Source organism: Rhizobium sp. 01L419 (genome assembly GCF_056400025.1).
In genome coordinates, this window is the sequence record NZ_JBFTSM010000016.1 from 157,138 (window position 1) to 179,304 (window position 22,167).

Genomic DNA, 22,167 nt, shown 5'->3' on the forward strand with positions numbered 1-22,167 from the left:
ATCGATGGAGGTTGAGGCATGTTCTTTCTCGGTGGGATGACCATGGGTTACCTCGATCCGCCTGTTAAGGCCGAGCGGAGGGAAACTGCCTCCGTCACCATTCCGGCGGAAAAAGATCGCCGATTGATCGAAACATCCCCTAATGCACCCCAGGACGAAAACGCCGCCGAGCGTTCCTGGATCTGGGCATGGCGTACGCTCTGCTGAGCGAAAGCCTGGGTGGATTTTCTCTTCCGTCTGCTATGGACGGAAATTTATCTCTACCTACCTTATAGAGAATAAGAATAAGAATGCGAGCTGGCAGTCCGGCCGCAAACAAACAGACGGAGGCGACACATGGCAAATCTGGGTATTTCGCATACTCATGTGCACCAGTACGGATCCGTGCCGGCCAAGAAGCCGGCCACCACGCGGCACAAAATCCAGACCGCGGTCCATGCAACGATTTTCACGGCGGCATTTCTTTTCGTTGTCGCAATGGTGTGTGGCGTCGTCGGCTGAGACCAACGACCTTCATTTGATCGATTATTTCTCCATACGGAACAATTGGAGTGCGCCGGCATTCTCCTGACACTTTGGTGTTCACATAAGGAGAGTGGCCTTGCGGGGGTACCCTACTTTGGCCGATCGGTATCCGATCCCGGTCCTCATCCTTCTCTATCTGTTCCATGCAATCTTACCCATCACGAAATCTAAGCGTGAGGCGTTGATGACGCCGGGAACGCCGTTCAGGCGCATGGATATCGTCCATGGGCCTTTTCATGCGGCTGATCTAGAGCGCGGAAACGGATCCTTTCACTTGAATTATCGCTGATGTGTCCAACTTTTCTGAATGGCTTCGCAGGGGCTCGGGCAACCACGACCATTCGAAAATTCACGTCCGAAACGGGTCTGTCCGTTGCTACAAAGCGCGCCGACCGTCCGTTTATCTCGCTTTTCCCGGGCTTCGAGGATGACTGGTCTGTTCATGCGAGAGTCATCACAAGCAGTGCAGAACCTAGCTAAAATCATAGTGTTTTTTTGGATCCAGAACCGAACCCATGGCCATTTCCAGTCCGTCTCCGAGCCTGTCGCGCGCGCCCGAGAAGAAGCAGATCGACCATAGTGACTCGATCCGTTCGACCTACCTGTCCAACGAGGACATCAGGGTCATGGGTGAAAGCGTCGCCTGTCGCACCGTGAGTGAACTGCCAGGCTTCGCACCGTTCGATTTCTTTGCGCGCCACAAGGAGAATGAGAAGGAAATCCTGCGCGTCTATCGCACGACCGCGACCGACGTCGAGGCCGGAGAGACGATCACGCCAGCCGCCGAATGGCTGCTCGACAACCATTACATCGTCGAGGAAGCAATTCAGGAAGTCCGCCGCGACTTCCCGCGCCGATTCTACCTCGAGCTCCCGCTGATGAAGGTTGGCGGTGTCGAGGTCCCGCGCACGCTCGTGCTTGCCTGGCTCTATGTTGCCCATACCCACGGCACCATGTCGCAGGAAAGCCTGACAACGTTGGTCGAGGGTTTCCAACAGCACGAAACTCTCAAGATCGGTGAGCTCTGGGCGCTGCCGTCTCTGGTGCGCTACGTGCTGGTTGAAAACCTTCGCCGTATTTCGAGCCGCGTCGAGCGTAGCCGCCATATGCGTCGCCGTGCCAATGAGGCGGCCGATGAACTGGTGCGCCTTGCCGACACGGCAAAGGCTGCGGCCTACCTGAAGACGCTGGAGGAGCTTGCCGAGGACAACACCTTCTCGACCCAATTCCTCTATCGCATGCGTGACGGCTCGCAGACATCGAGCTTGGCGATCTCCTGGCTCGACGAGCGCTTAGAAAAGCTCGGGCGTGATAGCGAAGAAGTGACGATGGCGGAGCATAGCCGCCTCTCCGCCGGCAATGTCACGATGGGCAACATCATCCGCAGTCTGCGCGAGATCAACGATGCGGAATGGTCGGTCTGGGTCGAGCAGGTCAGCCATGTCGACAGGCTGCTCTGGGATCAGTCCGACTACGGCGACCTCGACTCCGGTTCGCGCAACAGCTATCGCAGACAGATCGAAAAGCTTGCCAGGCGCTCGCCGTTGAGCGAGGTGCAAATCGCCCAGCTCGCCGTCGACATGGTGGCTGAGGTCAGGCATTCCGGCGAGGCGCAACCGCATGAGCCTGATATCGGCGGCTTCATTACGGGTGCTCAACGTCTGAAACTCGAAGCGCGCGCGAATTACCGCCCAACATTGCCGCAGCATGTCGTCCGCGCCGTACGCAAGTTCAATTGGATGGCGATCGCCGTTCCGGTCGCGCTGATCACCATCATCGCCATGGCTGTTGTCGGCGGGTTCATGGCCAATGCCGGAATGGCACCGATTGAAATCGCCCTGCTGCTCATCCTGTTCTCTTTGCCGGCCTCGGAAGGTGCGAGCGGCCTCTTCAATACCGTGCTCTCCTTCTTCGTCACGCCGGCGCGGCTCGTCGGCTATGAGTTCAAGCGGGGTGTCCCGGAGGATGCGCGTACGCTCGTCGTGGTGCCTTGTCTGATTTCCAATCGCGACAGCGTGGACGAGATGGTGCGCAATCTCGAGGTCCATTATCTCGCCAATCCGCGCGGCGAAATCCACTTTGCGTTGCTCAGCGACTGGCCCGACAGCGATGTGGAGGAAAGCTCCGCTGATCTGGAAGTGCTGGAATATGCCCGCCGTGAGGTTGCCAATCTCTCAGCCCGTTATGCCTATGACGGCAGGGTGCGCTTCCATCTTCTGCATCGCCGCCGCCTCTACAATCCATCCGAAGGCGTATGGATGGGCTGGGAGCGCAAGCGCGGCAAACTCCACGAGCTGAACCTGCTGCTGCGCGGCGACCGCGACACGACCTACCTGCCAGGCGCCAACACCGTGCCTGCCGATATCAAGTACGTCATGACGCTCGATGCCGATACCCGCCTGATGCGCGATACCGTCACCAAGCTCGTCGGCAAGCTCTGTCACCCGATCAACCGCCCGGTCATCAACCCGGAAACTGGTCGTGTCGAAAGCGGTTATGGCATTCTGCAGCCGCGGGTGACGCCGTCGCTGACGACGGGCAAGGATGCGTCGGTCTTCCAGCGCGTCTTTTCGATCAACCGCGGTCTCGACCCCTATGTCTTCACGGTTTCGGATGTCTATCAGGATCTTGCCGGCGAGGGCACGTTCACCGGCAAGGGCCTCTATCACGTCGATGCCTTCGAGGCTTCGCTGAAAGGCCGCATTGAGGAGAATTCGGTCCTCAGCCACGACCTTCTCGAAGGCTCGATGGCGCGCTGCGCGCTCGTCACCGATCTCGAACTCGTCGAAGATTTCCCGGTTCGTTACGAGGTCGAGACCTCGCGGCAGCATCGCTGGGCCCGCGGCGACTGGCAGCTCCTGCCCTATATGCTCAATCCGAAATACGGCGTCACCGCGCTCGGTCGCTGGAAGATGTTTGACAATTTGCGCCGATCGCTGACACCGATCGCCTGGTTCTTCGCTTCCGTGCTCGGCTGGTATCTGATGGAGCCGTTCGGCGCGCTGATCTGGCAGATTCTGCTGATCTTCTGCCTGTTCGTGGCGCCCACCCTGTCGCTCATCAATGGCATCATTCCACGTAGCAGCGATATTGTTGCCAGCGCTCATCTCCATAACGTCTGGTTGGATATCACGGCCGCCAATGCGCAGGTGGCGTTGCGTATCATCTTCATCGCCGACACTGTCTGCATGATGACGGATGCGATCAGCCGTTCGCTGTATCGCCTGTTCGTCAGCCACAAGCTGATGCTCCAGTGGCGTACCGCGGCCAGCGTCCAGGCGGGCAAGCAGGGCACCATTTTCTCCTATTATGGAGCGATGTGGCATGCGCCGGTCCTTGCGGTCCTGGCGATAGGTTTCGCGGCGCTGTCAGGTAACGACGCCTTCCTCGTCGGCATTCCTTTCGCGTTGCTCTGGATCCTTTCGCCCGCCGTCGCCTGGTATGTAAGCCAGTCGGCCGAAACGGAAGATCGTCTTGACGTGCCGGATGAAGTCTCCAGCGAGTTGCGAAAGATCGCGCGCCGCACCTGGCGCTACTTCGAAATCTTCACGACGGCGGAGCAGAACTACCTGCCGCCTGACAACGTGCAGGAAACGCCCCATGTCATCGTAGCGGCGCGTACTTCGCCCACAAATATTGGCGTCTATCTCCTGTCCGTCATTTCCGGGCGTCATTTCGGCTGGTTCTCCTTCGAGGAGACGATCGAGCGCCTGGAGCAGACTATTGCCACGGTCGACCGTATGGAAAAGTTCCGCGGCCACCTCTTCAACTGGTATCACACCGATACGCTGCAGACGCTGGGGCCCCGCTACGTTTCGGCGGTCGACAGCGGCAATCTCGCCGGCCACCTGATTGCCATTTCTTCAGCTTGCCGCGACTGGGCGGAAGCCCCCTCGGCACATGTCCAGGGCAACCTCGACGGCGTTGGCGACACGGCCGGCATTCTCGATGAAGTTCTGGCCGACCTGCCTGACGACCGCAAGACCGTGCGGCCGTTGCGCCGCCGTCTCGAAGAGCGTATCGCCGGCTTCCAGAATGCACTTGCCGCCGTCAAGCGCGAGCACGAGTTTGCCTCGATCCGTGTCATCAACCTTGCGGTCCTGGCGCGCGACATCCAGAACCTTGCAGGCAACCTGCATCACGAGGTGAAGTCGAAGCAGACGGAAGAGGTCACGTTGTGGGCGGCCTCGCTGGTCAAGGTCTGCGAGGCACACATTTCCGATAGTACCTTCGACCTTTCCAATATCGATGCGCTGCGCCCCCGCCTGGCCGCGCTTCGCGACAAGGCCCGCGATCTGGCGTTTTCAATGGATTTCGCCTTCCTGTACCGCCCGGAGCGCCGCCTGCTGTCGATCGGCTACCGTGTGGAAAGCGGCGAGCTCGACGCGGCCTGCTACGATCTTCTGGCTTCAGAATGCCGGCTTACCTCGCTCTTCGGTATCGCCAAGGGCGACCTGCCGACCGAGCATTGGTACAAGCTTGGTCGCCAGGTCGTGCCGGTCGGCTCGCGCGGGGCACTGGTCTCCTGGTCCGGCTCGATGTTCGAATATCTGATGCCGCCGCTCGTCATGCAGGAGCGCGGCGGAGGCATTCTCAACCAGACCAATAATCTCGTCATCATCGAACAGATGAATCATGCCCGCAAGCTTGGTACGCCGTGGGGCATCTCGGAAGCGGCTTTCAATGCCCGCGACCATAACCTCAACTATCAGTACACGAATTTCGGTGTACCGACGCTCGGCCTTAAGCGCGGTCTCGGCCACAATGCCGTCATCGCGCCCTATGCCTCGCTGCTCGCCAGCCAGTATCGTCCGGAGGCTTCGCTTGAAAACCTCCAGAGGCTTCGCAAGCTCGGTGCTCTCGGCAAGTTCGGCTTTCATGACGCCGTCGACTTCACGCCGACACGCGTACCTGACGGCAAGAAGTGTGCAGTGGTCTACAACTACTATGCCCACCACCATGGCATGTCGATTGCGGCTGTCGCCAACGTCGCCTTCGACGGCATGTTGCGCGAACTCTTCCACGCCGATCCGGTCATCGAAGCGGCCGAACTGCTGCTACAGGAAAAAGCGCCGCGCGACATCCCGGTCATGAGCGGCAAGGATGAATCCGATACGCCCGCCAGCATCCAGGACGAATTGATGCGGCCTGTCATCCGCAAGATCGCCGATCCTGTATCGCGCGACCGTGAGCTCGTTTTCCTGTCGAACGGCCACTATTCCCTGATGCTGACGGCGACGGGGGCGGGTTATGCCCGCTGGAACGGTCTTTCCGTTTCCCGCTGGAAGCCCGATCCTACCGAAGACCGCTGGGGCAATTTCATTTTCCTGCGCGATACGGTGACCAACGAGTGGTGGTCGGCAACCGCGGAACCGAAGAGCGTCGACGGCGAAAAGATCTGGGTGGAATTCGCTGACGAGAAGGCCGTCTTCAGCAAGGTAGTCGGCGATCTCATGAGCGAGGTCGAATGCATCGTCGCCACCGAGCATGATGCCGAAGCCCGCCGCCTGACACTGTTCAATATGGGCGCGGAAGACCGTTTCATTGAAGTGACCTCCTACCTCGAGCCGGTCATAACATCCGACGATACGGACAATGCGCATCCGGCTTTCGCCCGCATGTTCGTCAGGACGGAGATCGACAAGCGTGGCGACGTCGTCCGCGCCGAGCGTAACAAGCGCGATCCGAACGAAGCGAACATGAACATCGCGCATTTGATCGTCGACAATGCCGGCGATACGCGCCACACGGAATTCGAAACCGAGCGGCGCAAGTTTCTCGGCCGTGGCCGCAGCCTTGCGAACGCCGCCGCCTTCGATCCAGGCATGACTCTTTCAGGCACCGACGGCTTTACGCTGGATCCCGTCCTGTCGCTTCGCCGCAGGGTGCGCGTGCCGGCCGGCAAGAGGGTCAGCGTGATCTTCTGGACGATCGCAGCACCTGATCGTGCCGAGGTGGACAAGGCCGTCGACCGTTATCGCCATCCGGACGCTTTCAGCCATGAACTCGTGCAGGCCTGGACGCGCACCCAGGTGCAGATGCGCCATGTCGGTGTCAGCTCACGACAGGCGGCCGCCTTCCAGCATCTCGGCCGCTACCTTGTCTATCCCGACATGCAGCTTCGTGGCGACGATGGCGTCGTCCGCACCGGCCTGCAATCGCAGTCTGCGCTCTGGCCACTGGCGATTTCGGGCGATTTCCCGATCTTTACGCTGCGCATCGATGACGACATGGATCTCGGAATCGCCCGTGAAGCACTGCTGGCACAGGAATATCTGCGTTCACGCGGCGTGACTGCAGATCTCGTTATCATGAACGAACGGGCCTCTTCCTATGCACAGGATATGCAGCACGCGCTCGACGCCATGTGTGAGGGCGTGCGCCGCATGGGCCAGGCTGACGGGCTGCGCCAGCATATCTTCGCGGTCCGCAAGGACTTGATGGAAGACAACACCTATCAGGCGCTGATCGCCGCTTCGCGCGTGACGCTGCATGCCAAGAATGGCAAGGTGATCGATCAGATCAATCGCGCCCTCATGCTGTCTACGCCCGTCAAGGAAGAACCGGAGGACGCCGAAAGGGCCGAGCGCGCGATGACGCCAGTCAAGCGCTTACAGCCTCTGTCGGCGCCGGCTATCCAGACCGTTGCCATCGAGGAGGAAGGCGATCTCGACTTCTGGAATGGCATCGGTGGCTTTGCCCGCGACGGCCGCGAATATGTCGTGCGCCTGCCGGGCGGACACGCGACGCCGCAGCCATGGATCAATGTCATCTCGAACGACCGGTTCGGCTTCCATGTGTCGGCGGAAGGTGCCGGTTTCACCTGGAGCGTCAATTCGCGCGATTACCAGCTTACCCCCTGGTCGAACGATGCAGTCATCAACCGTTCCGGCGAAGCCCTCTATATAGCGGATCGCGAAAGTGGTGCGATCATGACGCCATTTGCAGCGCTTTCCCGCCGCAACGACATTCGTTTCGAAGCACGCCACGGTCTCGGCTACTCTACCTTCTCCAGCACGCAGGACGGGATCGTGCTGGAAGTGACGCAGACGGTGCATCGCGAGAAGCCGGTAAAGCTGCAGCGGCTGCGCCTGCGCAATGCCGGTTCGGCAGGCCGCAAGCTCCGGCTCTACGCCTATGTCGAATGGGTCCTTGGGAATAATCCACAGAAGACCGCTTCCTTCATCCTGTCGAAACGTGACGAGGAGACAGGGGCGTTGTTTGCGACAAATCCCTACAGTATCGACTATTCGGGCCGTACTGCCTTCTTTGCCGCAAGCGAGCCGATTTCGAGCTTCTCGGCAAGCCGTCGCGAGTTCATCGGCAAGACCGGAACGATTGAGGCGCCTGTCGCAGTGACTGCATCAGCTGCTCTTTCGGGCTCCGCGGACCTCGACGGCGATCCGGCAGCTATCCTTGCGATCGATATCGAGCTCGGTGCCGACGAAGAGCATGAGGTCACTTTCCTCCTGGGTGACGCGCCCACAGAAGAGGAGGCGCGCGCCCTGCTTGCCGATATTCGAAAGGGCTCGTTCGATGATGCAGTGCAGGCGAACCGGGGCTTCTGGCAGGAATTCATCGGCAAGCTGCAGATCTCGACGCCGGATCACGGCATGAACAATCTCGTCAACACCTGGCTGCCCTACCAGAGCCTCGGCTGCCGCATCATGGCCCGCACCGCCTTTTATCAGGCGAGCGGCGCCTTCGGCTTCCGGGATCAGTTGCAGGATACGCTGGCCTTCGTGCTGCAGCAGCCAGACATCGCGCGAGGCCAGATCATCAATGCCGCCTCGCGCCAGTTCCGGGAGGGCGACGTGCAGCACTGGTGGCTGCCGGGAACGGGCGCCGGCGTGCGCACCATGATTTCCGACGATGTCGTGTGGCTCGCCTATGCGATCGATCATTATTGCAACGTCAGCGGCGACAAGAGCGTGCTCGACGAGCAGCTGGCATTCCTCGAAGGCCCGGCTCTTTTGGAAAGCCAGCATGATTCCTTCTATAAGCCCGAGATTTCCGAGGATACGGCGAGCGTCTACGAGCATGCCGCGCTGGCGCTCGATCTTGCCATTGGCCGCAAGGGAACGAACGGCCTGCCGCTCTTTCTCGGCGGTGACTGGAATGACGGGATGAATCGCGTCGGCATCGACGGCAAGGGCACGAGTGTCTGGCTCGGCTGGTTCCTTGCCGGCGCGCTGCGCTCCTTCATTCCTTATGCTGAGGAGCGGGGCGACAAGGACCGCGCCGAGCGCTGGAAGATGCATCTCGTCGAGCTCAAGAAAGCGCTTGGGAGCGCGGCCTGGGATGGTGGCTATTATCGCCGCGGCACATTCGACGACGGCACGCTGCTCGGCTCGAAGGAAAGTCTGGAATGCCAGATCGATTCGATCGCTCAGTCCTGGAGCGTCCTGTCAGGCGAAGGCGATCCAGAGCGAGTTACCAAGGCGATGGATGCGGCGCTCGATCAGTTGGTGGATGAAGACGCGCGGATCATCCGGCTCTTCACGCCGCCTTTCGAGAAGTCGCCCAGGGATCCCGGCTATATCAAGGCCTACCCGCCCGGCGTTCGCGAGAATGGCGGCCAATACACACATGCCTCGGCCTGGCTGGTCATGGCGCTGGCCGAATTGAAACGCGGTGATGATGCCCTGCGTTGCTTCCAGATCCTCAATCCGATCACCCATTCGCTGGACAAGGCGGCAGCCGAACGGTACCGCGTCGAGCCCTATGTCGTGGCGGCCGATGTCTACGGACAAGAGCCCTATGTCGGGCGCGGAGGCTGGACCTGGTACACGGGCTCCGCCGGCTGGCTCTACCGCGCGGCGGTAGAAGGCATTCTCGGTATCCGGCTAAAGGGTGGAAAACTATACGTTCGCCCGTCGCTTCCTTCCAATTGGGACGGGTTTGCGGCAGAGATCGAACGCGGTGGACGCAAATACCGCATTTCGGTCTCAAAAGCGTCCAATGCTGACGGTTACACTCTGTCAATCGACGGCATCGAAGTCGCCAATCCCCACGAGGGATATCCGGTCGGATAACAGCAATCTCCAAGCTGACTTTCCGGCGATTCGCGCGGCCAAAGGGGGAACCCTTTTGGCCGGCGTAGCGTTTGCAAAACGGATAACAGGAGAGACACCATGGCAGGTATGCCGACCAAAGCCATTGGCGCCCAACGAAACTCCATATCAGTGGCGGCGTCCAAGCGTGACACGAGGCTTGATGTGATTCGTGGTCTTGCTCTCATCACGATCTTCATCAATCACGTTCCGGGGCAGATTTTCGAATATATTACGACGAAGAACTTCGGCTTTTCGGACGCCGCGGAAGCCTTCGTGCTGATCTCGGGCATTGCGGTCGGCCTTGCTTACGGCTCGCGCTTCAAGGCGGGCAAGCGGCTGGAAATGGCGATCAAGGCGGCAAAGCGCGCTTTTACGCTTTACCTCGCCCATATGATCACCACCTTCGTGACGCTGGCGCTCTTCATCTGCGGGGCCTGGCTGTTCCACCGGCCGGGGTTGTTAGTCGAGATCAACATTCTGGCGGTGCTTATGAATCTGAAGGAGGGCGTTCCGGCGCTGCTCCTGCTCGGTCATCAGATCGGATATAACAATATCCTGCCCATGTACGGCGCGCTCATGCTGATGGTGCCGTTGATCCTGCTTCTGAACGAGAGAAGCACGCTGCTGGCGCTTGCCGTCTCCGGTACGGTCTGGCTGCTTGCGGGCATCTACCAGATTGCGCCGCAGAACATGCTGTTCGAGGGAGACTGGTTCCTCAACCCCTTCTCCTGGCAGTTCCTGTTCACGATCGGCATCGTCTCGATGATGCATGTCAAGCGTGGCGGCACGCTCCCCCGGCATCCGCTGCTTTTCGCGCTGGCACTGGCCTATGTCGTGCTTTCGTTTGTCTGGGTTACGGCCCACCTCTGGGATCTCGGAAATTATCTTGCAGCTCTCGGCCTGCCTGCGGTGCTGACCGGTTTCGACAAGACCTTCCTGTCGCTGCCACGCCTGTTGCATGTGCTGGCGCTCGCCTATCTGGTGATAAATATTCCTGTCGTATCGCAGGCTTTTCGCCGCTCGGCCGATCACCCACTGACGATCCTCGGCAGGCACTCGCTGAACATCTTCGTCGCCGGCACCATCCTTGCGATGGCGGGGCAGGTGCTGCTCTACATCACCAATCGCGACCAGATCATCGGCCCGATCTTCGTACTTGTCGGCATCGCGGTACAGTTCGCCTATGCCTATTACCTGGAAGATAAACGCGAGCAAGAGAAGGCTCGGCCTCTCGCCGGCGGCGCCGTTCCGGTGCCGGTTCGCGTCAATCGCGCGATGGATAGCCAGGGCAAGCGTCAATAGGCAACGACGTCTTTACGATATTGTTAAGCTGGCGGCCGAGGAGGCAGCCGGCTTTCCTTTAATGCGGGCCCGGCTTTTGATTGTACAAACTTTAAAGCCAGCCTGATTTTCTGAATCGCCAGAAGAGGATGCTGCACAGGCCTAAAATGACGGCGATGACGACGTAATAGCCGTATTCCGTCTTCAGTTCGGGCATGTTGGCGAAGTTCATGCCGTAGATGCCTGCGATGGCGGTCGGCACTGCCGCAATGGCAGCCCAGGCTGCGAGCTGGCGGGTGATCACGCCTTGCCGCTGCTGTTCCAATAGATTGCTGGCTTCGAAGACTGAGGTGATGACGTCCTTCAGCCCGCCAGTCGTGGTTTCGACGCGCCTGATGTGATCGTTCACGTCTCGGAAATATTTCCGCGTCTCGCTATCGATGCAGGGCAGATCGAGATGGACCAGCTTCCCGCACACTTCCGACATGGGTCCGAGTACGCGTTGGAAGCGGATGATCTGGCGCCTCAACTGGAAGAGCCTCTTGATTTGCTCGCGGCTGAGGAAGGCATCCAGCATTCGCCGTTCCATCTCCAGCACCCGATCCTCGATCGCCTGGACGATAGGGAGATAGCCGTCAACGATGAAATCCAGCACGCCGTGAAGCACATAGTCGGGACCGTTCTTGAGCGTCTCGGGTGCGGCTTCGAGCTGTTTGCGAAGGGCGCCATGACCGCGATCGGAACCGTGCCTGACGGTGATGACATGATTGTCGCCGACGAAGATCGCTGTCTCGCCATATTCGATAGCGTCGTCCTCCAGATGGGCGGTCTTGGTGATGAGGAAGAGCTGCTTGTCGTAGATATCGAGCTTCGGAACCTGGCTGGGGTTCAGGGCATCCTCTACCGCCAGGTGATGGAGACCGAAGGTTTTCTGCAGAGCAAAGAGTTCTCGTTCCTCCGGATCGTGGAGGCCGACCCAGACAAACTCGTTTTTTCCCGCCGGTACGGTGCCGGTTTCGATGTCGAAGGATCCTGCCCGCTGACCATCGCGGTACAAGTACGAGGCAACAATGCTCATTTACACTCCGCTCGATCATGCGTCTGCGATCCCGGTCATCTCGCGGCGCTCCAGGAGGAATGTGCAGCCCCGGGCCGGAACGACAAGACCTCGCGCATCACTATGAGATTTTGATTTTTTAGCCGCCCATCACGAATGGAATGGCTACGTGTGTCGATCCATTTTTGCTCCCAAAGGCAACGCCAATGATAGGGAGCACGAGGATGTACTTCGAACTCAAGGATGCCACAGCAGATATCCTTGCCAAAAGCCGTCGGCACAACGAACTCTGCGATCTGCCACTCGACCTGATTTCCTCCGATCGCGAGGCCTATGACATACAGGCGACTGCGCAGGACGCGCTGGGTTTCGAACGCAAGGGTTATGCGCTTGTCGGAACGAGCGAGGAATCTCGCCGCACTCTCGGTCTTGCAAGGCCGATTTATTCCGACATTCCCGCCTCCGCGCTGTTTGCAGGCACGAAGGAATTCCGGCTGCCGCAGGGCACGATTGGTGTCCAGTGCGAACTGGTCTTCACGATGCTGCGGTCCTATCCGGACGCTGGCGAGCCGCTCAACCTCACCACTGCCGCCGACGCGGTGCTCAATTGCCGCCCTGCTATCGGCATCCTCGGACGACGCACGCGGCGGGTCTTCATGGGAGACAAAGCAGCGATTGCCGATTTCGGCCTGCATGTCGCAACCATCTGCGGTGATCATGCCGGTGCGATGACATCAGCTGATCTCGCCGGCATCGACATCACTACCTTCCTGTTCAAGCAGACGGTCTTTGCCGGGAGATCGGCCTCGGTCATGGGCAATCCGCTCAATGCCGTCGTGTGGCTGGCGGACCAGCTTTCGGCGAACGGCAGCCAGCTTCAAGTTAACGATATCGTCGCGACGGGATCGTGCACGACCATCCTTCAGGTCTGGCCCGGCCAACATCTGGCGGCCGATTTCGGACCACTTGGACAGGTCGAATGCATCTTTGCGTGACACGCATTTCAAACTGAAAGGACAGATTATGAGGCCGCAGCGAAAGCCATTCATTGTCGAGATCAAGAGGACGAAATCGTTTTGCCGCAAACCGGGTCCGGTTGAAGCCAATCCTCGGGATGCCGCAATGCAGAGAGGGACGATGACGACTGTCGGCCTGGCCATCCGGCGCGAGGGGCGTGCCTGATGGTCAGCCGGAACGTCCCTCACGAATATTTTCTGCTCCACATCGCAAAGGCAGAAGGCCCTGTGGTCGGTCATTTTCGCGGCAAACCGATTTCTGCCGTGGTCATCGACCGGAACGGTGGCCGCTATCGCTTTGTCGGCGTTGCCGCCAGAGACGGCCGCGGCAGGCTGGATGTCATGTCGCTCAAACAGGGCGAATGGATCCTTGCGTCTGATCTGGTCTATACGGAAGCGGCTTAGAGGATCGCTTCTTGCCGAGAATGACAAGCGGGCCTGCCCACGGCGATCCCAGGGAAACCCACGCAACAAAAAAGCCGGAAGAGCGGTGCCCTTCCGGCTTTTCATCGTGTCCTTGCGACGCAGATCAGGCGGCTTCGGTCGTATGGGCCTTGCGGACTTCGTCGTCCGTCAGGATGCCGCTGGCGCGCAGCAGGGCGGCGAAGCGACCGTTGGAGTGGCTAAGTTCATCGAAACTGCCATGCTCAACGATGCGGCCATTGTCGAGGAACAGCACCATATCCGCCTCGCGGACCGTCGAGAGACGGTGAGCGATGATGAAGGTCGTGCGGTTCTGGCGCAGGTTGTCGATGGCAGCCTTGACGCGGGCTTCGGTCTCGACGTCGAGCGCGGAGGTCGCTTCGTCCAGCACCAGGATCGGGGCATCCTTGAGAATGGCGCGGGCGATCGCGATACGCTGACGTTCACCGCCGGAGAGCTTGTTGCCGCGTTCGCCGACATGAGTGTCGTACTGCTCGTCGCGGTTTTCGATGAAGTCGGACGCGGCGGCGGCTTCGGCGGCCCGGCGCATATCCTCTTCCGAGGCATTCTCACGGCCGAGGCGGATGTTGTCGCTGATCGAGCGGTTCAGAAGGCCGGCATCCTGGAAGACGGTGGCGATATAGCGGCGCAGCGACTTGCGCGTGACCTTGCTGATATCCGCACCGTCGACGAGGATCTTGCCGCCCTGCGGATCATAGACACGCTGGAGCAGGTTGACGAGCGTCGTCTTGCCGGCACCGGTCGGGCCGACGATGGCAACCGTCTGGCCAGCCTTCACCTTGAAGGAGACGTTGTGCAGCCCCTGCGAGCTATTGGCGAAGCCGAAGGAAACGTCACTGAACTCGACGTCGCCCTTGACGTCCTTGATCTCGCCGTTGCCAGCCGGCTCTTCGCGCTCCCGAACGGAATCCTCCAGAGCGTAGAAGTCTACGAGCTTGGAACGGGCCTCGAAGATCTGCGTGGCGAACTGGCGCATCAGGTCCAGGCGGGCGATCAGCAGATTGGCGAAGCCGATGAAGGCGATGACCTCGCCGACGCGCAGTTCGCCATTCTGGACAAGCAAGGTGCCGATGACGAGCACGATCATCATGGCGATCGTCGAAGCCATGCGGTTCAGCGCACTGGCAATTGCCCACCAGTCGAGCACCGGATACTGCGCCTGCAGCAGACGGTCGGCGAAGGACTTCAGCGCACGTGTCTCGGCATCGATGCGGTTATAGCTATGCAGCACCGAGACGTTGCTGATGGAATCGCTGACGTGGCCGAAGACGGTATGATAGTGGTTTTCGACCGAAGCCTGGCCGTCCTTGGTTCGGCTCATGACCACACGGCCGATGAGCCAGTAGGCAATACCGAGCACGATCAGGACCGCGGAGAGACGCAGATCCATGGACATGGCGGTCGGGATGAGCAGGCCAAGCGCAATAACCGTCGAAAGATGGTTGCGCATGAACTCCAGCCACAGGCCGAACAGGGTTTCGCAGGCGCGCAGCAGCGTGTGCAGCGCATTGGACGTACCCCGCTGATGGTGCCAGGCGAGCGGCATGGAGATGATACGGCCGAATGCCTCCGTCAGAAGCGTCGCGCGACGGCCATGGGCCAGCCTGTCGGCTTCGCGTGCCACGAGGACGAAGGCAATGGTGTTGAAGACCGCAAAGGCGGCCCACATCATGAGGATTGGCTTGACCTCACCCTTGCCGGAAATCGCATCGATGATACGGCCGAACAGGATCGGCTCGGCAATGGTGATGGCCGCCAATACGATGTTCGCGATAACGACGAGGGATACGCGGAGCTTGTAGGCGCCGAGATAGCGCAGAGCCCTTGCATAGACCTTGAATAATGACACGTCGGAACCTCTTTTTGCATCTGCGAAAAACGGGATGGTGCGATGCTACGAAAATCTACCTGAACCGACGATTAACAGGATATTCAGTTTTGGAATCCGCCTTCGAAATTCGCGTGTCTGGCGCGATCGTAAAGTGCGATAAATGACCATGGTTTTGAAATTGTTGCTTAGGCATACATCGCGACAATTTGCGCTTGCATTCGCTGGAGGGTCTAGCGCACCATCCAATTTGCGGACTGCAATTTTTAGGAAAGACCGTTCAACGGCGGGTTAACGGGCCTGCTCCGGCGGTCTCGTTGGTCCGGGCAAGGGGCATTTTTGTGCAAATTAATTCTTTAATTCAATTGCTTATTATTCTCGAGGAAACTTCCGACAGCCAACGCGTGGTCGACGAACTTGAGCAGGTGATCCGCTCGAGCGGATTCGATTTCTATGGCCTGCTTCGCCATCCCAAACAGGGAGACAACCCGTGGGGTGTGACCATGGCCAGCCGGTGGCCGGACAGCTGGCCACACGTTTACGCGGTAAAAAAATACGTGCTCGTCGATCCGACCGTGCGGTATCTTGCCCATGCGCAGCGGCCTTTCCGCTGGCGCGACGGCATGGCGGCTTTCCGGGATGATCCGCATCAGCGCCGCATGGAGCAGATGATGGTCGATGCCTATGGCCATGGACTGGAGGACGGCTATATCTTCCCGATCTATGGGCGAAACGGTATCCTCGGCAGCCTCAGCATCGGCGGCAAGCCAATTGAGCTTTTGCCGGCAGAGATCGCGCTTTTCGAGGCGATCGCCCGCAAGGCTTTCTGGCGGCTGCTTGATATGCAGGGCGAGGCTGCGGCGCTGGAAACGGTGCCGTTCAGCGACACGCAGCTGACCCGGCGCGAAATGGAAATTCTCCACTATCTCGCCGAAGGCATGACCTCGATGGAGATCAGCAAGCATCTGAAGATCTCCAACCATACGGTCGACTGGTATATGAACGGCCTGCAGGACAAGCTGAAGGCTAAGAACCGGCAGCAGGCGGTGGCTCTGGCCTTCCGATATGGGTTGATCACCTGAGATCCAGAGAAATTCTATTTCGTCACGGCAAGGGAAATTGAACTTTCTGTAACAGCGCGTTAAGAATTCTTTTCGCGGGTGCAGCATGGCCCGTTTCCGTGCTTTGAGGAGAGTACATTGCCCATATCGAAGATCCTTGTCGCCAACCGTTCCGAAATCGCCATCCGCGTATTCCGCGCGGCTAACGAGCTCGGGATAAAAACGGTCGCGATATGGGCTGAAGAAGACAAGCTGGCGCTACATCGCTTCAAGGCCGACGAGAGCTATCAAGTTGGCCGCGGTCCGCATCTCGCCCGCGACCTTGGGCCGATCGAAAGCTATCTTTCGATCGACGAGGTGATCCGTGTCGCCAAGCTTTCAGGCGCCGACGCCATCCATCCGGGATACGGCCTGCTTTCGGAGAGCCCGGAATTCGTCGATGCCTGCGATGCTGCGGGCATCACCTTCATCGGCCCGAGGGCCGATACGATGCGTCAGCTCGGCAACAAGGTGGCGGCGCGCAACCTTGCCATTTCCGTCGGCGTTCCAGTCGTTCCGGCCACGGAACCACTGCCCGACGACATCAAAGAAGTCGCGAAGATGGCCGCTGCGATCGGCTATCCCGTGATGCTGAAAGCCTCCTGGGGCGGCGGCGGACGTGGCATGCGTGCCATCCGCGCCGAAGCCGATCTCGCCCGCGAGGTGACTGAGGCCAAGCGCGAGGCAATGGCCGCCTTCGGCAAGGACGAGGTCTATCTCGAAAAGCTTGTGGAACGCGCCCGCCACGTCGAAAGCCAGATCCTCGGCGATACGCACGGCAATGTCGTGCATCTCTTCGAGCGTGACTGCTCCATCCAGCGCCGTAACCAGAAGGTCGTCGAGCGTGCTCCGGCTCCTTATCTGTCCGAAGCGCAGCGGCAGGAACTCGCTGCCTATTCGCTGAAGATCGCCGAGGCGACGAACTATGTCGGCGCCGGCACCGTCGAATACCTGATGGATGCCGACACCGGCAAATTCTACTTCATCGAAGTCAATCCGCGCATCCAGGTCGAGCACACGGTCACCGAAGTCGTGACCGGCATCGATATCGTCAAGGCACAGATCCATATCCTCGATGGCTTTGCCATCGGCACGGAGGAATCCGGTGTGCCGAAGCAGGCCGACATCCGCCTCAATGGCCATGCGCTGCAGTGCCGTATTACGACGGAAGATCCCGAGCACAATTTCATTCCGGATTACGGCCGCATCACCGCCTATCGTTCGGCATCGGGCTTCGGTATCCGCCTCGACGGCGGCACATCCTATACCGGCGCAATCATCACCCGCTACTACGACCCGTTGCTGGTGAAGGTGACGGCCTGGGCGCCGAACCCGCTGGAAGCCATTTCGCGCATGGACCGCGCGCTGCGCGAATTCCGAATCCGCGGCGTCGCCACCAACCTGACCTTCCTCGAAGCGATCATCACGCATCCGAAGTTCAGGGATAACACCTATACGACGCGCTTCATCGACACGACCCCGGAACTCTTCCAGCAGGTCAAGCGCCAGGACCGCGCCACCAAGCTTTTAACCTATCTCGCCGATGTCACCGTCAACGGCCATCCCGAGGCGAAGGATCGCCCGCGGCCATCGGAGGATTCCGCCAAGCCGGTCGTGCCCTATATCGATGGCGGCAAGATCCCCGATGGTACGAAGCAACTCCTCGACCAGCTCGGTCCGAAGAAATTCGGCGAGTGGATGCGCGAGCAGAAGCAGGTGCTGCTGACCGATACGACGATGCGCGACGGCCACCAGTCGTTGCTCGCCACCCGCATGCGCACCTATGATATTGCCAGGATCGCCGGCACCTATGCGCATGCGCTGCCGAATCTCCTCTCGCTGGAATGCTGGGGTGGCGCGACCTTCGACGTCTCCATGCGCTTCCTGACCGAGGATCCGTGGGAGCGTCTGGGGCTGATCCGCGAGGCGGCTCCCAACCTTCTACTGCAGATGCTGCTGCGTGGCGCAAACGGTGTCGGCTACAAGAACTACCCTGACAATGTCGTCAAATATTTCGTCCGCCAGGCGGCCAAGGGCGGTATCGATCTCTTCCGCGTCTTCGACTGCCTGAACTGGGTGGAGAACATGCGCGTGTCGATGGATGCCGTTGCCGAGGAGAACAAGCTCTGCGAGGCGGCGATCTGCTACACGGGCGATATCCTCAATTCCGCCCGGCCGAAGTATGACCTGAAATATTATACGGACCTCGCCGTCGAGCTCGAAAAGGCCGGTGCGCATATCATCGCGCTCAAGGACATGGCGGGCCTGCTGAAGCCGGCTGCCGCAAAGGTGCTGTTCAAGGCGCTGCGCGAAGCGACCAGCCTGCCGATCCATTTCCACACGCACGATACGTCGGGCATTGCCGCCGCTACGGTTCTTGCTGCCGTGGATGCCGGCGTCGATGCCGTCGATGCGGCGATGGATGCGCTGTCAGGCAATACGTCGCAGCCCTGCCTCGGCTCCATCGTCGAGGCGCTGCGCGGCTCCGAGCGCGATCCGGGCCTCGATCCCGAATGGATCCGCCGCATCTCCTTCTATTGGGAAGCGGTTCGCAATCAGTACGCGGCCTTCGAGAGCGATCTGAAGGGGCCGGCTTCGGAGGTCTACCTGCATGAAATGCCGGGCGGCCAGTTCACCAACCTCAAGGAACAGGCCCGTTCGCTCGGTCTCGAAACCCGCTGGCACCAAGTGGCGCAGGCCTATGCGGACGCCAACCAGATGTTCGGCGATATCGTCAAGGTGACGCCGTCGTCCAAGGTCGTTGGCGATATGGCATTGATGATGGTCTCCCAGGATCTGACGGTGGCCGACGTCGTCAGCCCGGACAGAGAGGTCTCCTTCCCTGAATCGGTGGTCTCGATGCTGAAGGGCGATCTCGGCCAGCCGCCGTCAGGATGGCCGGAAGCGCTGCAGAAGAAGGCGCTGAAGGGGGATCAGCCTTATACGGTGCGCCCAGGCTCGCTGCTTGACGACGCCGATCTCGAGGCGGAGCGCAAGACGATCGAGACCAAGTTGGAGCGTGAGGTGAGCGACTTCGAATTCGCCTCTTACCTCATGTATCCGAAGGTCTTCACTGATTTCGCATTGGCTTCGGATACCTACGGCCCGGTCTCGGTGTTGCCGACGCCCTCCTATTTCTATGGCCTCCGGGATGGCGACGAACTCTTTGCCGATATCGAAAAAGGCAAGACGCTCGTCATCGTCAATCAGGCGATGAGCCAGACAGACAGCCAGGGCATGGTCACCGTCTTCTTCGAGCTCAACGGCCAACCGCGCCGCATCAAGGTGTCGGACCGGGCGCATGGTGCGTCGGGCGCCGCTATCAGGCGCAAGGCGGAAGCCGGCAGTGCGGTTCATGTCGGTGCGCCGATGCCAGGCGTCATCTCGCGCGTCTTCGTCACAGCCGGACAGACGGTCAACGCCGGCGACGTGCTTGTTTCCATTGAGGCGATGAAGATGGAAACGGCGCTGCATGCGGAAAAGGACGGCACGATCTCGGAAGTCTTGGTCAAGGCCGGCGACCAGATCGACGCCAAGGATCTGCTTGTCGTCTATGCCGGATAAGAAATGGACGGACGATCGTTTCCGACATCACCCGATTGTGTGCGATCGTGTCGTTAAAGAGCTGATTTTTCTATGAGTTAGCAGCCTTCTCACCTTGCCGGGTGAGAAGGCTTTCTCATAGACTTCAGCTCCCATCACCGCCCCCAAGACCAATCAGGGATCATCTCATGAGCAAATTGAAGATTGCCGTCGTCGTCGGCAGCACGCGCATTGGCCGTTTCGCCGAACATCCGGCCAAGTGGATCGCCGAGCTCGTCGGCCAGCGTTCCGATCTCGAGGTCGAAGTTCTCGATCTTCTCGACTACCCGATGCATTTCTTCGGCGAAGCGCGCGCCACCACGGCGGAAAGCGAAACCGCCGAGCGCTGGAAGAAGAAGCTGCGCGAATTCGACGGCTTCATATTCACGGTCGCCGAATATAACCATGCTCCGACGGCTGTTCTGAAGAACGCGATCGATCTCGGCGATTTCATCCAGAAGCCGGTCGGCTTCGTCGGTTACGGTGGCGTCGGCGGCGCACGCGCCGTCGAGCAACTTCGTCTGGTCTTCGTCGAAATGAGTGCAGCTTCTGTCAGGACGGGGGTTCACATCGCGTTCAGCGAATATCTTGCCGTCCTGAAGGAAGGCAAAAGCCTCGGCGATTATGCCCATCTGAATGAAGCCGCCAAGAACCTGCTCGATCAGCTGACCTGGTGGGGCAATGCGCTGAAGGCAGCACGTGCCGTCGTCACAGCCGCCTGATCGCAGTTTCAGCAATGCCGGGATCTCTCATCCCGGCATTGCCTCAGATATCGTAGGTGTGGGCGGCGTTGATGGTGGAGATGAAGCGCTTGGTGCGTTCCTTCTCCGGCGTATTGAAGATCGCCCTGGCACTGCCCGTTTCCACCACGCTGCCGGCCTCCAGAAAGACCACGTCATTGGCGATCTTCGAGGCGAGGCGGAGATCATGGGTCGCCATGACCATGGTCGTGCCTTCGCGGGCAAGCTGGCCCAGCACGTCGACCACTTCCGCTGAAAGTTCGGGATCGAGCGCCGAGGTCGGTTCGTCGCAGAGCAGGACGCGCGGCGAAGGCGCCAGGGCGCGGGCGATCGCCACACGCTGCTGCTGACCGCCCGAAAGAGTCGAGGGCCAGGCATCGGTCTTGTGCGCCATGCCGACCTTCGTCAGCAGCTCCATGGCGTGTTCGCGGGCCTTCGCCTTCGGCCATTTCAGGACCGTGACCAGACCTTCCATGACATTTTCGATCGCCGTCTGATGCGGGAAAAGCTGAAAGTTCTGGAAGACCATGCCGGTCTGCCGGCGGATCTTCTGGATTGCCTGCCAGCCGACACGCTTGCCGGGGGAGAAAGAGAGCGTTTCCTCGCCGAGGCGGATGGTGCCCGCGCTCGGGATTTCCAGGAGGTTGATGCAGCGAAGCAGCGTGCTCTTGCCGCCGCCGGACGGGCCGACGAGAGCCGTGACGCTGCCTTCTGGAATGCGGATGCTGATGTCCTTCAGGATGATTGCGTCGCCGAAGCGCTTTTCGATCTTGGAAAGCTCGATCATGCATTTGCCTCCAGCATGCCGCCGTAGCGCGCGAAACGGCGTTCCAACCTCTGCTGCAGCGTCGAAAGCACGGAACTCAAGGCGAGATAGATCAGCGCCGCTTCGATATAGAGGATCAGCGGCTCGTAGGTGGTCGCGACGATGCGCTGGGCGGCCTGAAAAAGCTCAGGCACTGTGATGGCAGCTGCAAGCGAGGTATCCTTGACCAGCGAAATGAAAGTGTTCGACAGCGGCGGCACTGCAACGCGGGCGGCCTGCGGCAGGATGGTGCGGCTCATGGCCTGGCGCCAGTTCATGCCGATCGAATAGGCCGCTTCCCACTGGCCCTTGGGCACGGAGGAGATGACGGCGCGGATGATCTCGGAGCTGTAGGCGCCGATATTCAGCGTGAAGCCGATCAGGGCCGCCGGAAAGGCATCGAGCAGGATGCCGATGCTCGGCAGGCCATAGAAGATCACGAAAAGCTGGACGAGCAGCGGCGTGCCGCGGATGACCCAGACATAGAAGCGGGCGATGGCCGCAACAGGTCCCGGCCCGAACAGACGCCCAATCGCCGTGATCAGCCCCAGAATCAGGCCGAAGGCGAAGGAAAGCAGCGTGAGGGGGATGGTGAAGATCAGCCCCGCCCAGAGGAGCGAGGGGAGCGATTCCGCCATCAGTTGGAGCCAGTGCGGCAAGGGCGTCTCCTCAAGAAAAGACGCGTCCGGCGAGGGTCCGCCGAACGCTTTTTCATGCAGCTATAAAGGATATG

Annotated in this window: 13 protein-coding genes; 9 read left to right on the forward strand and 4 right to left on the reverse strand. The window is 59.9% G+C overall.

Going from position 1 to position 22,167, the window contains the following annotated elements:
* Positions 1 to 18: 18 nt before the first annotated feature.
* The 4 genes from AC1DUP_RS27440 to AC1DUP_RS27455 all read left to right on the forward strand — a co-directional run bounded on the left by AC1DUP_RS27440 (position 19) and on the right by AC1DUP_RS27455 (position 10,883).
* Entirely contained in the window at positions 19 to 207 is a 189-nt protein-coding gene (locus AC1DUP_RS27440; RefSeq protein WP_477835823.1) for a hypothetical protein, read from the forward strand.
* A gap of 129 nt (positions 208 to 336) precedes the next feature.
* Positions 337 to 501, forward strand: coding sequence for a hypothetical protein (locus tag AC1DUP_RS27445; protein ID WP_477835825.1), 165 nt, complete (start codon positions 337 to 339; stop codon positions 499 to 501).
* A gap of 539 nt (positions 502 to 1,040) precedes the next feature.
* The gene (locus AC1DUP_RS27450) at positions 1,041 to 9,560 is read left to right on the forward strand and encodes a glycoside hydrolase family 94 protein (protein ID WP_477835827.1); all 8,520 of its coding nucleotides are present in this window, start codon (positions 1,041 to 1,043) and stop codon (positions 9,558 to 9,560) included.
* Positions 9,561 to 9,659: 99 nt separating this feature from the next.
* The gene (locus AC1DUP_RS27455) at positions 9,660 to 10,883 is read left to right on the forward strand and encodes an OpgC family protein (protein ID WP_477835829.1); all 1,224 of its coding nucleotides are present in this window, start codon (positions 9,660 to 9,662) and stop codon (positions 10,881 to 10,883) included.
* Positions 10,884 to 10,974: 91 nt separating this feature from the next.
* Here AC1DUP_RS27455 and AC1DUP_RS27460 read toward each other — a convergent pair whose 3' ends face one another.
* Positions 10,975 to 11,940, reverse strand: a complete 966-nt coding sequence (locus tag AC1DUP_RS27460) for a magnesium and cobalt transport protein CorA (protein ID WP_113300755.1) — start codon at positions 11,938 to 11,940, stop codon at positions 10,975 to 10,977.
* A 203-nt stretch (positions 11,941 to 12,143) separates the two neighbouring features.
* On the opposite strand from AC1DUP_RS27460, the gene AC1DUP_RS27465 reads away from it, so the two are divergent.
* Together AC1DUP_RS27465 and AC1DUP_RS27470 are read left to right on the forward strand one after the other, a co-directional pair.
* Complete coding sequence (locus tag AC1DUP_RS27465; RefSeq protein ID WP_477835832.1) at positions 12,144 to 12,914, forward strand: 2-keto-4-pentenoate hydratase; 771 nt, start codon at positions 12,144 to 12,146, stop codon at positions 12,912 to 12,914.
* Between the two features lie 186 nt (positions 12,915 to 13,100).
* A complete protein-coding gene (locus tag AC1DUP_RS27470) occupies positions 13,101 to 13,340 on the forward strand; it encodes a hypothetical protein (RefSeq protein WP_477835834.1) in 240 nt (79 codons plus the stop codon).
* 124 nt (positions 13,341 to 13,464) lie between these two features.
* Here the strand turns inward: AC1DUP_RS27470 and AC1DUP_RS27475 are convergent, their stop codons facing one another.
* Complete coding sequence (locus AC1DUP_RS27475; protein ID WP_113300752.1) at positions 13,465 to 15,228, reverse strand: glucan ABC transporter ATP-binding protein/ permease; 1,764 nt, start codon at positions 15,226 to 15,228, stop codon at positions 13,465 to 13,467.
* 320 nt (positions 15,229 to 15,548) lie between these two features.
* On the opposite strand from AC1DUP_RS27475, the gene AC1DUP_RS27480 reads away from it, so the two are divergent.
* The 3 genes from AC1DUP_RS27480 to AC1DUP_RS27490 all read left to right on the forward strand — a co-directional run bounded on the left by AC1DUP_RS27480 (position 15,549) and on the right by AC1DUP_RS27490 (position 20,611).
* The gene (locus AC1DUP_RS27480; protein ID WP_477835868.1) at positions 15,549 to 16,289 is read left to right on the forward strand and encodes a LuxR family transcriptional regulator; all 741 of its coding nucleotides are present in this window, start codon (positions 15,549 to 15,551) and stop codon (positions 16,287 to 16,289) included.
* 117 nt (positions 16,290 to 16,406) lie between these two features.
* Complete coding sequence (gene pyc / locus AC1DUP_RS27485; RefSeq protein WP_477835836.1) at positions 16,407 to 19,871, forward strand: pyruvate carboxylase; 3,465 nt, start codon at positions 16,407 to 16,409, stop codon at positions 19,869 to 19,871.
* Positions 19,872 to 20,038: 167 nt separating this feature from the next.
* Positions 20,039 to 20,611, forward strand: coding sequence for an NAD(P)H-dependent oxidoreductase (locus tag AC1DUP_RS27490; RefSeq protein WP_113302049.1), 573 nt, complete (start codon positions 20,039 to 20,041; stop codon positions 20,609 to 20,611).
* A gap of 43 nt (positions 20,612 to 20,654) precedes the next feature.
* Here AC1DUP_RS27490 and AC1DUP_RS27495 read toward each other — a convergent pair whose 3' ends face one another.
* Complete coding sequence (locus tag AC1DUP_RS27495; RefSeq protein WP_113311998.1) at positions 20,655 to 21,416, reverse strand: amino acid ABC transporter ATP-binding protein; 762 nt, start codon at positions 21,414 to 21,416, stop codon at positions 20,655 to 20,657.
* Positions 21,413 to 22,093, reverse strand: a complete 681-nt coding sequence (locus AC1DUP_RS27500; RefSeq protein WP_113302047.1) for an amino acid ABC transporter permease — start codon at positions 22,091 to 22,093, stop codon at positions 21,413 to 21,415. Before AC1DUP_RS27500 ends, AC1DUP_RS27495 begins: the two co-directional genes overlap by 4 nt.
* Between the last annotated feature and the right edge of the window lie 74 nt (positions 22,094 to 22,167).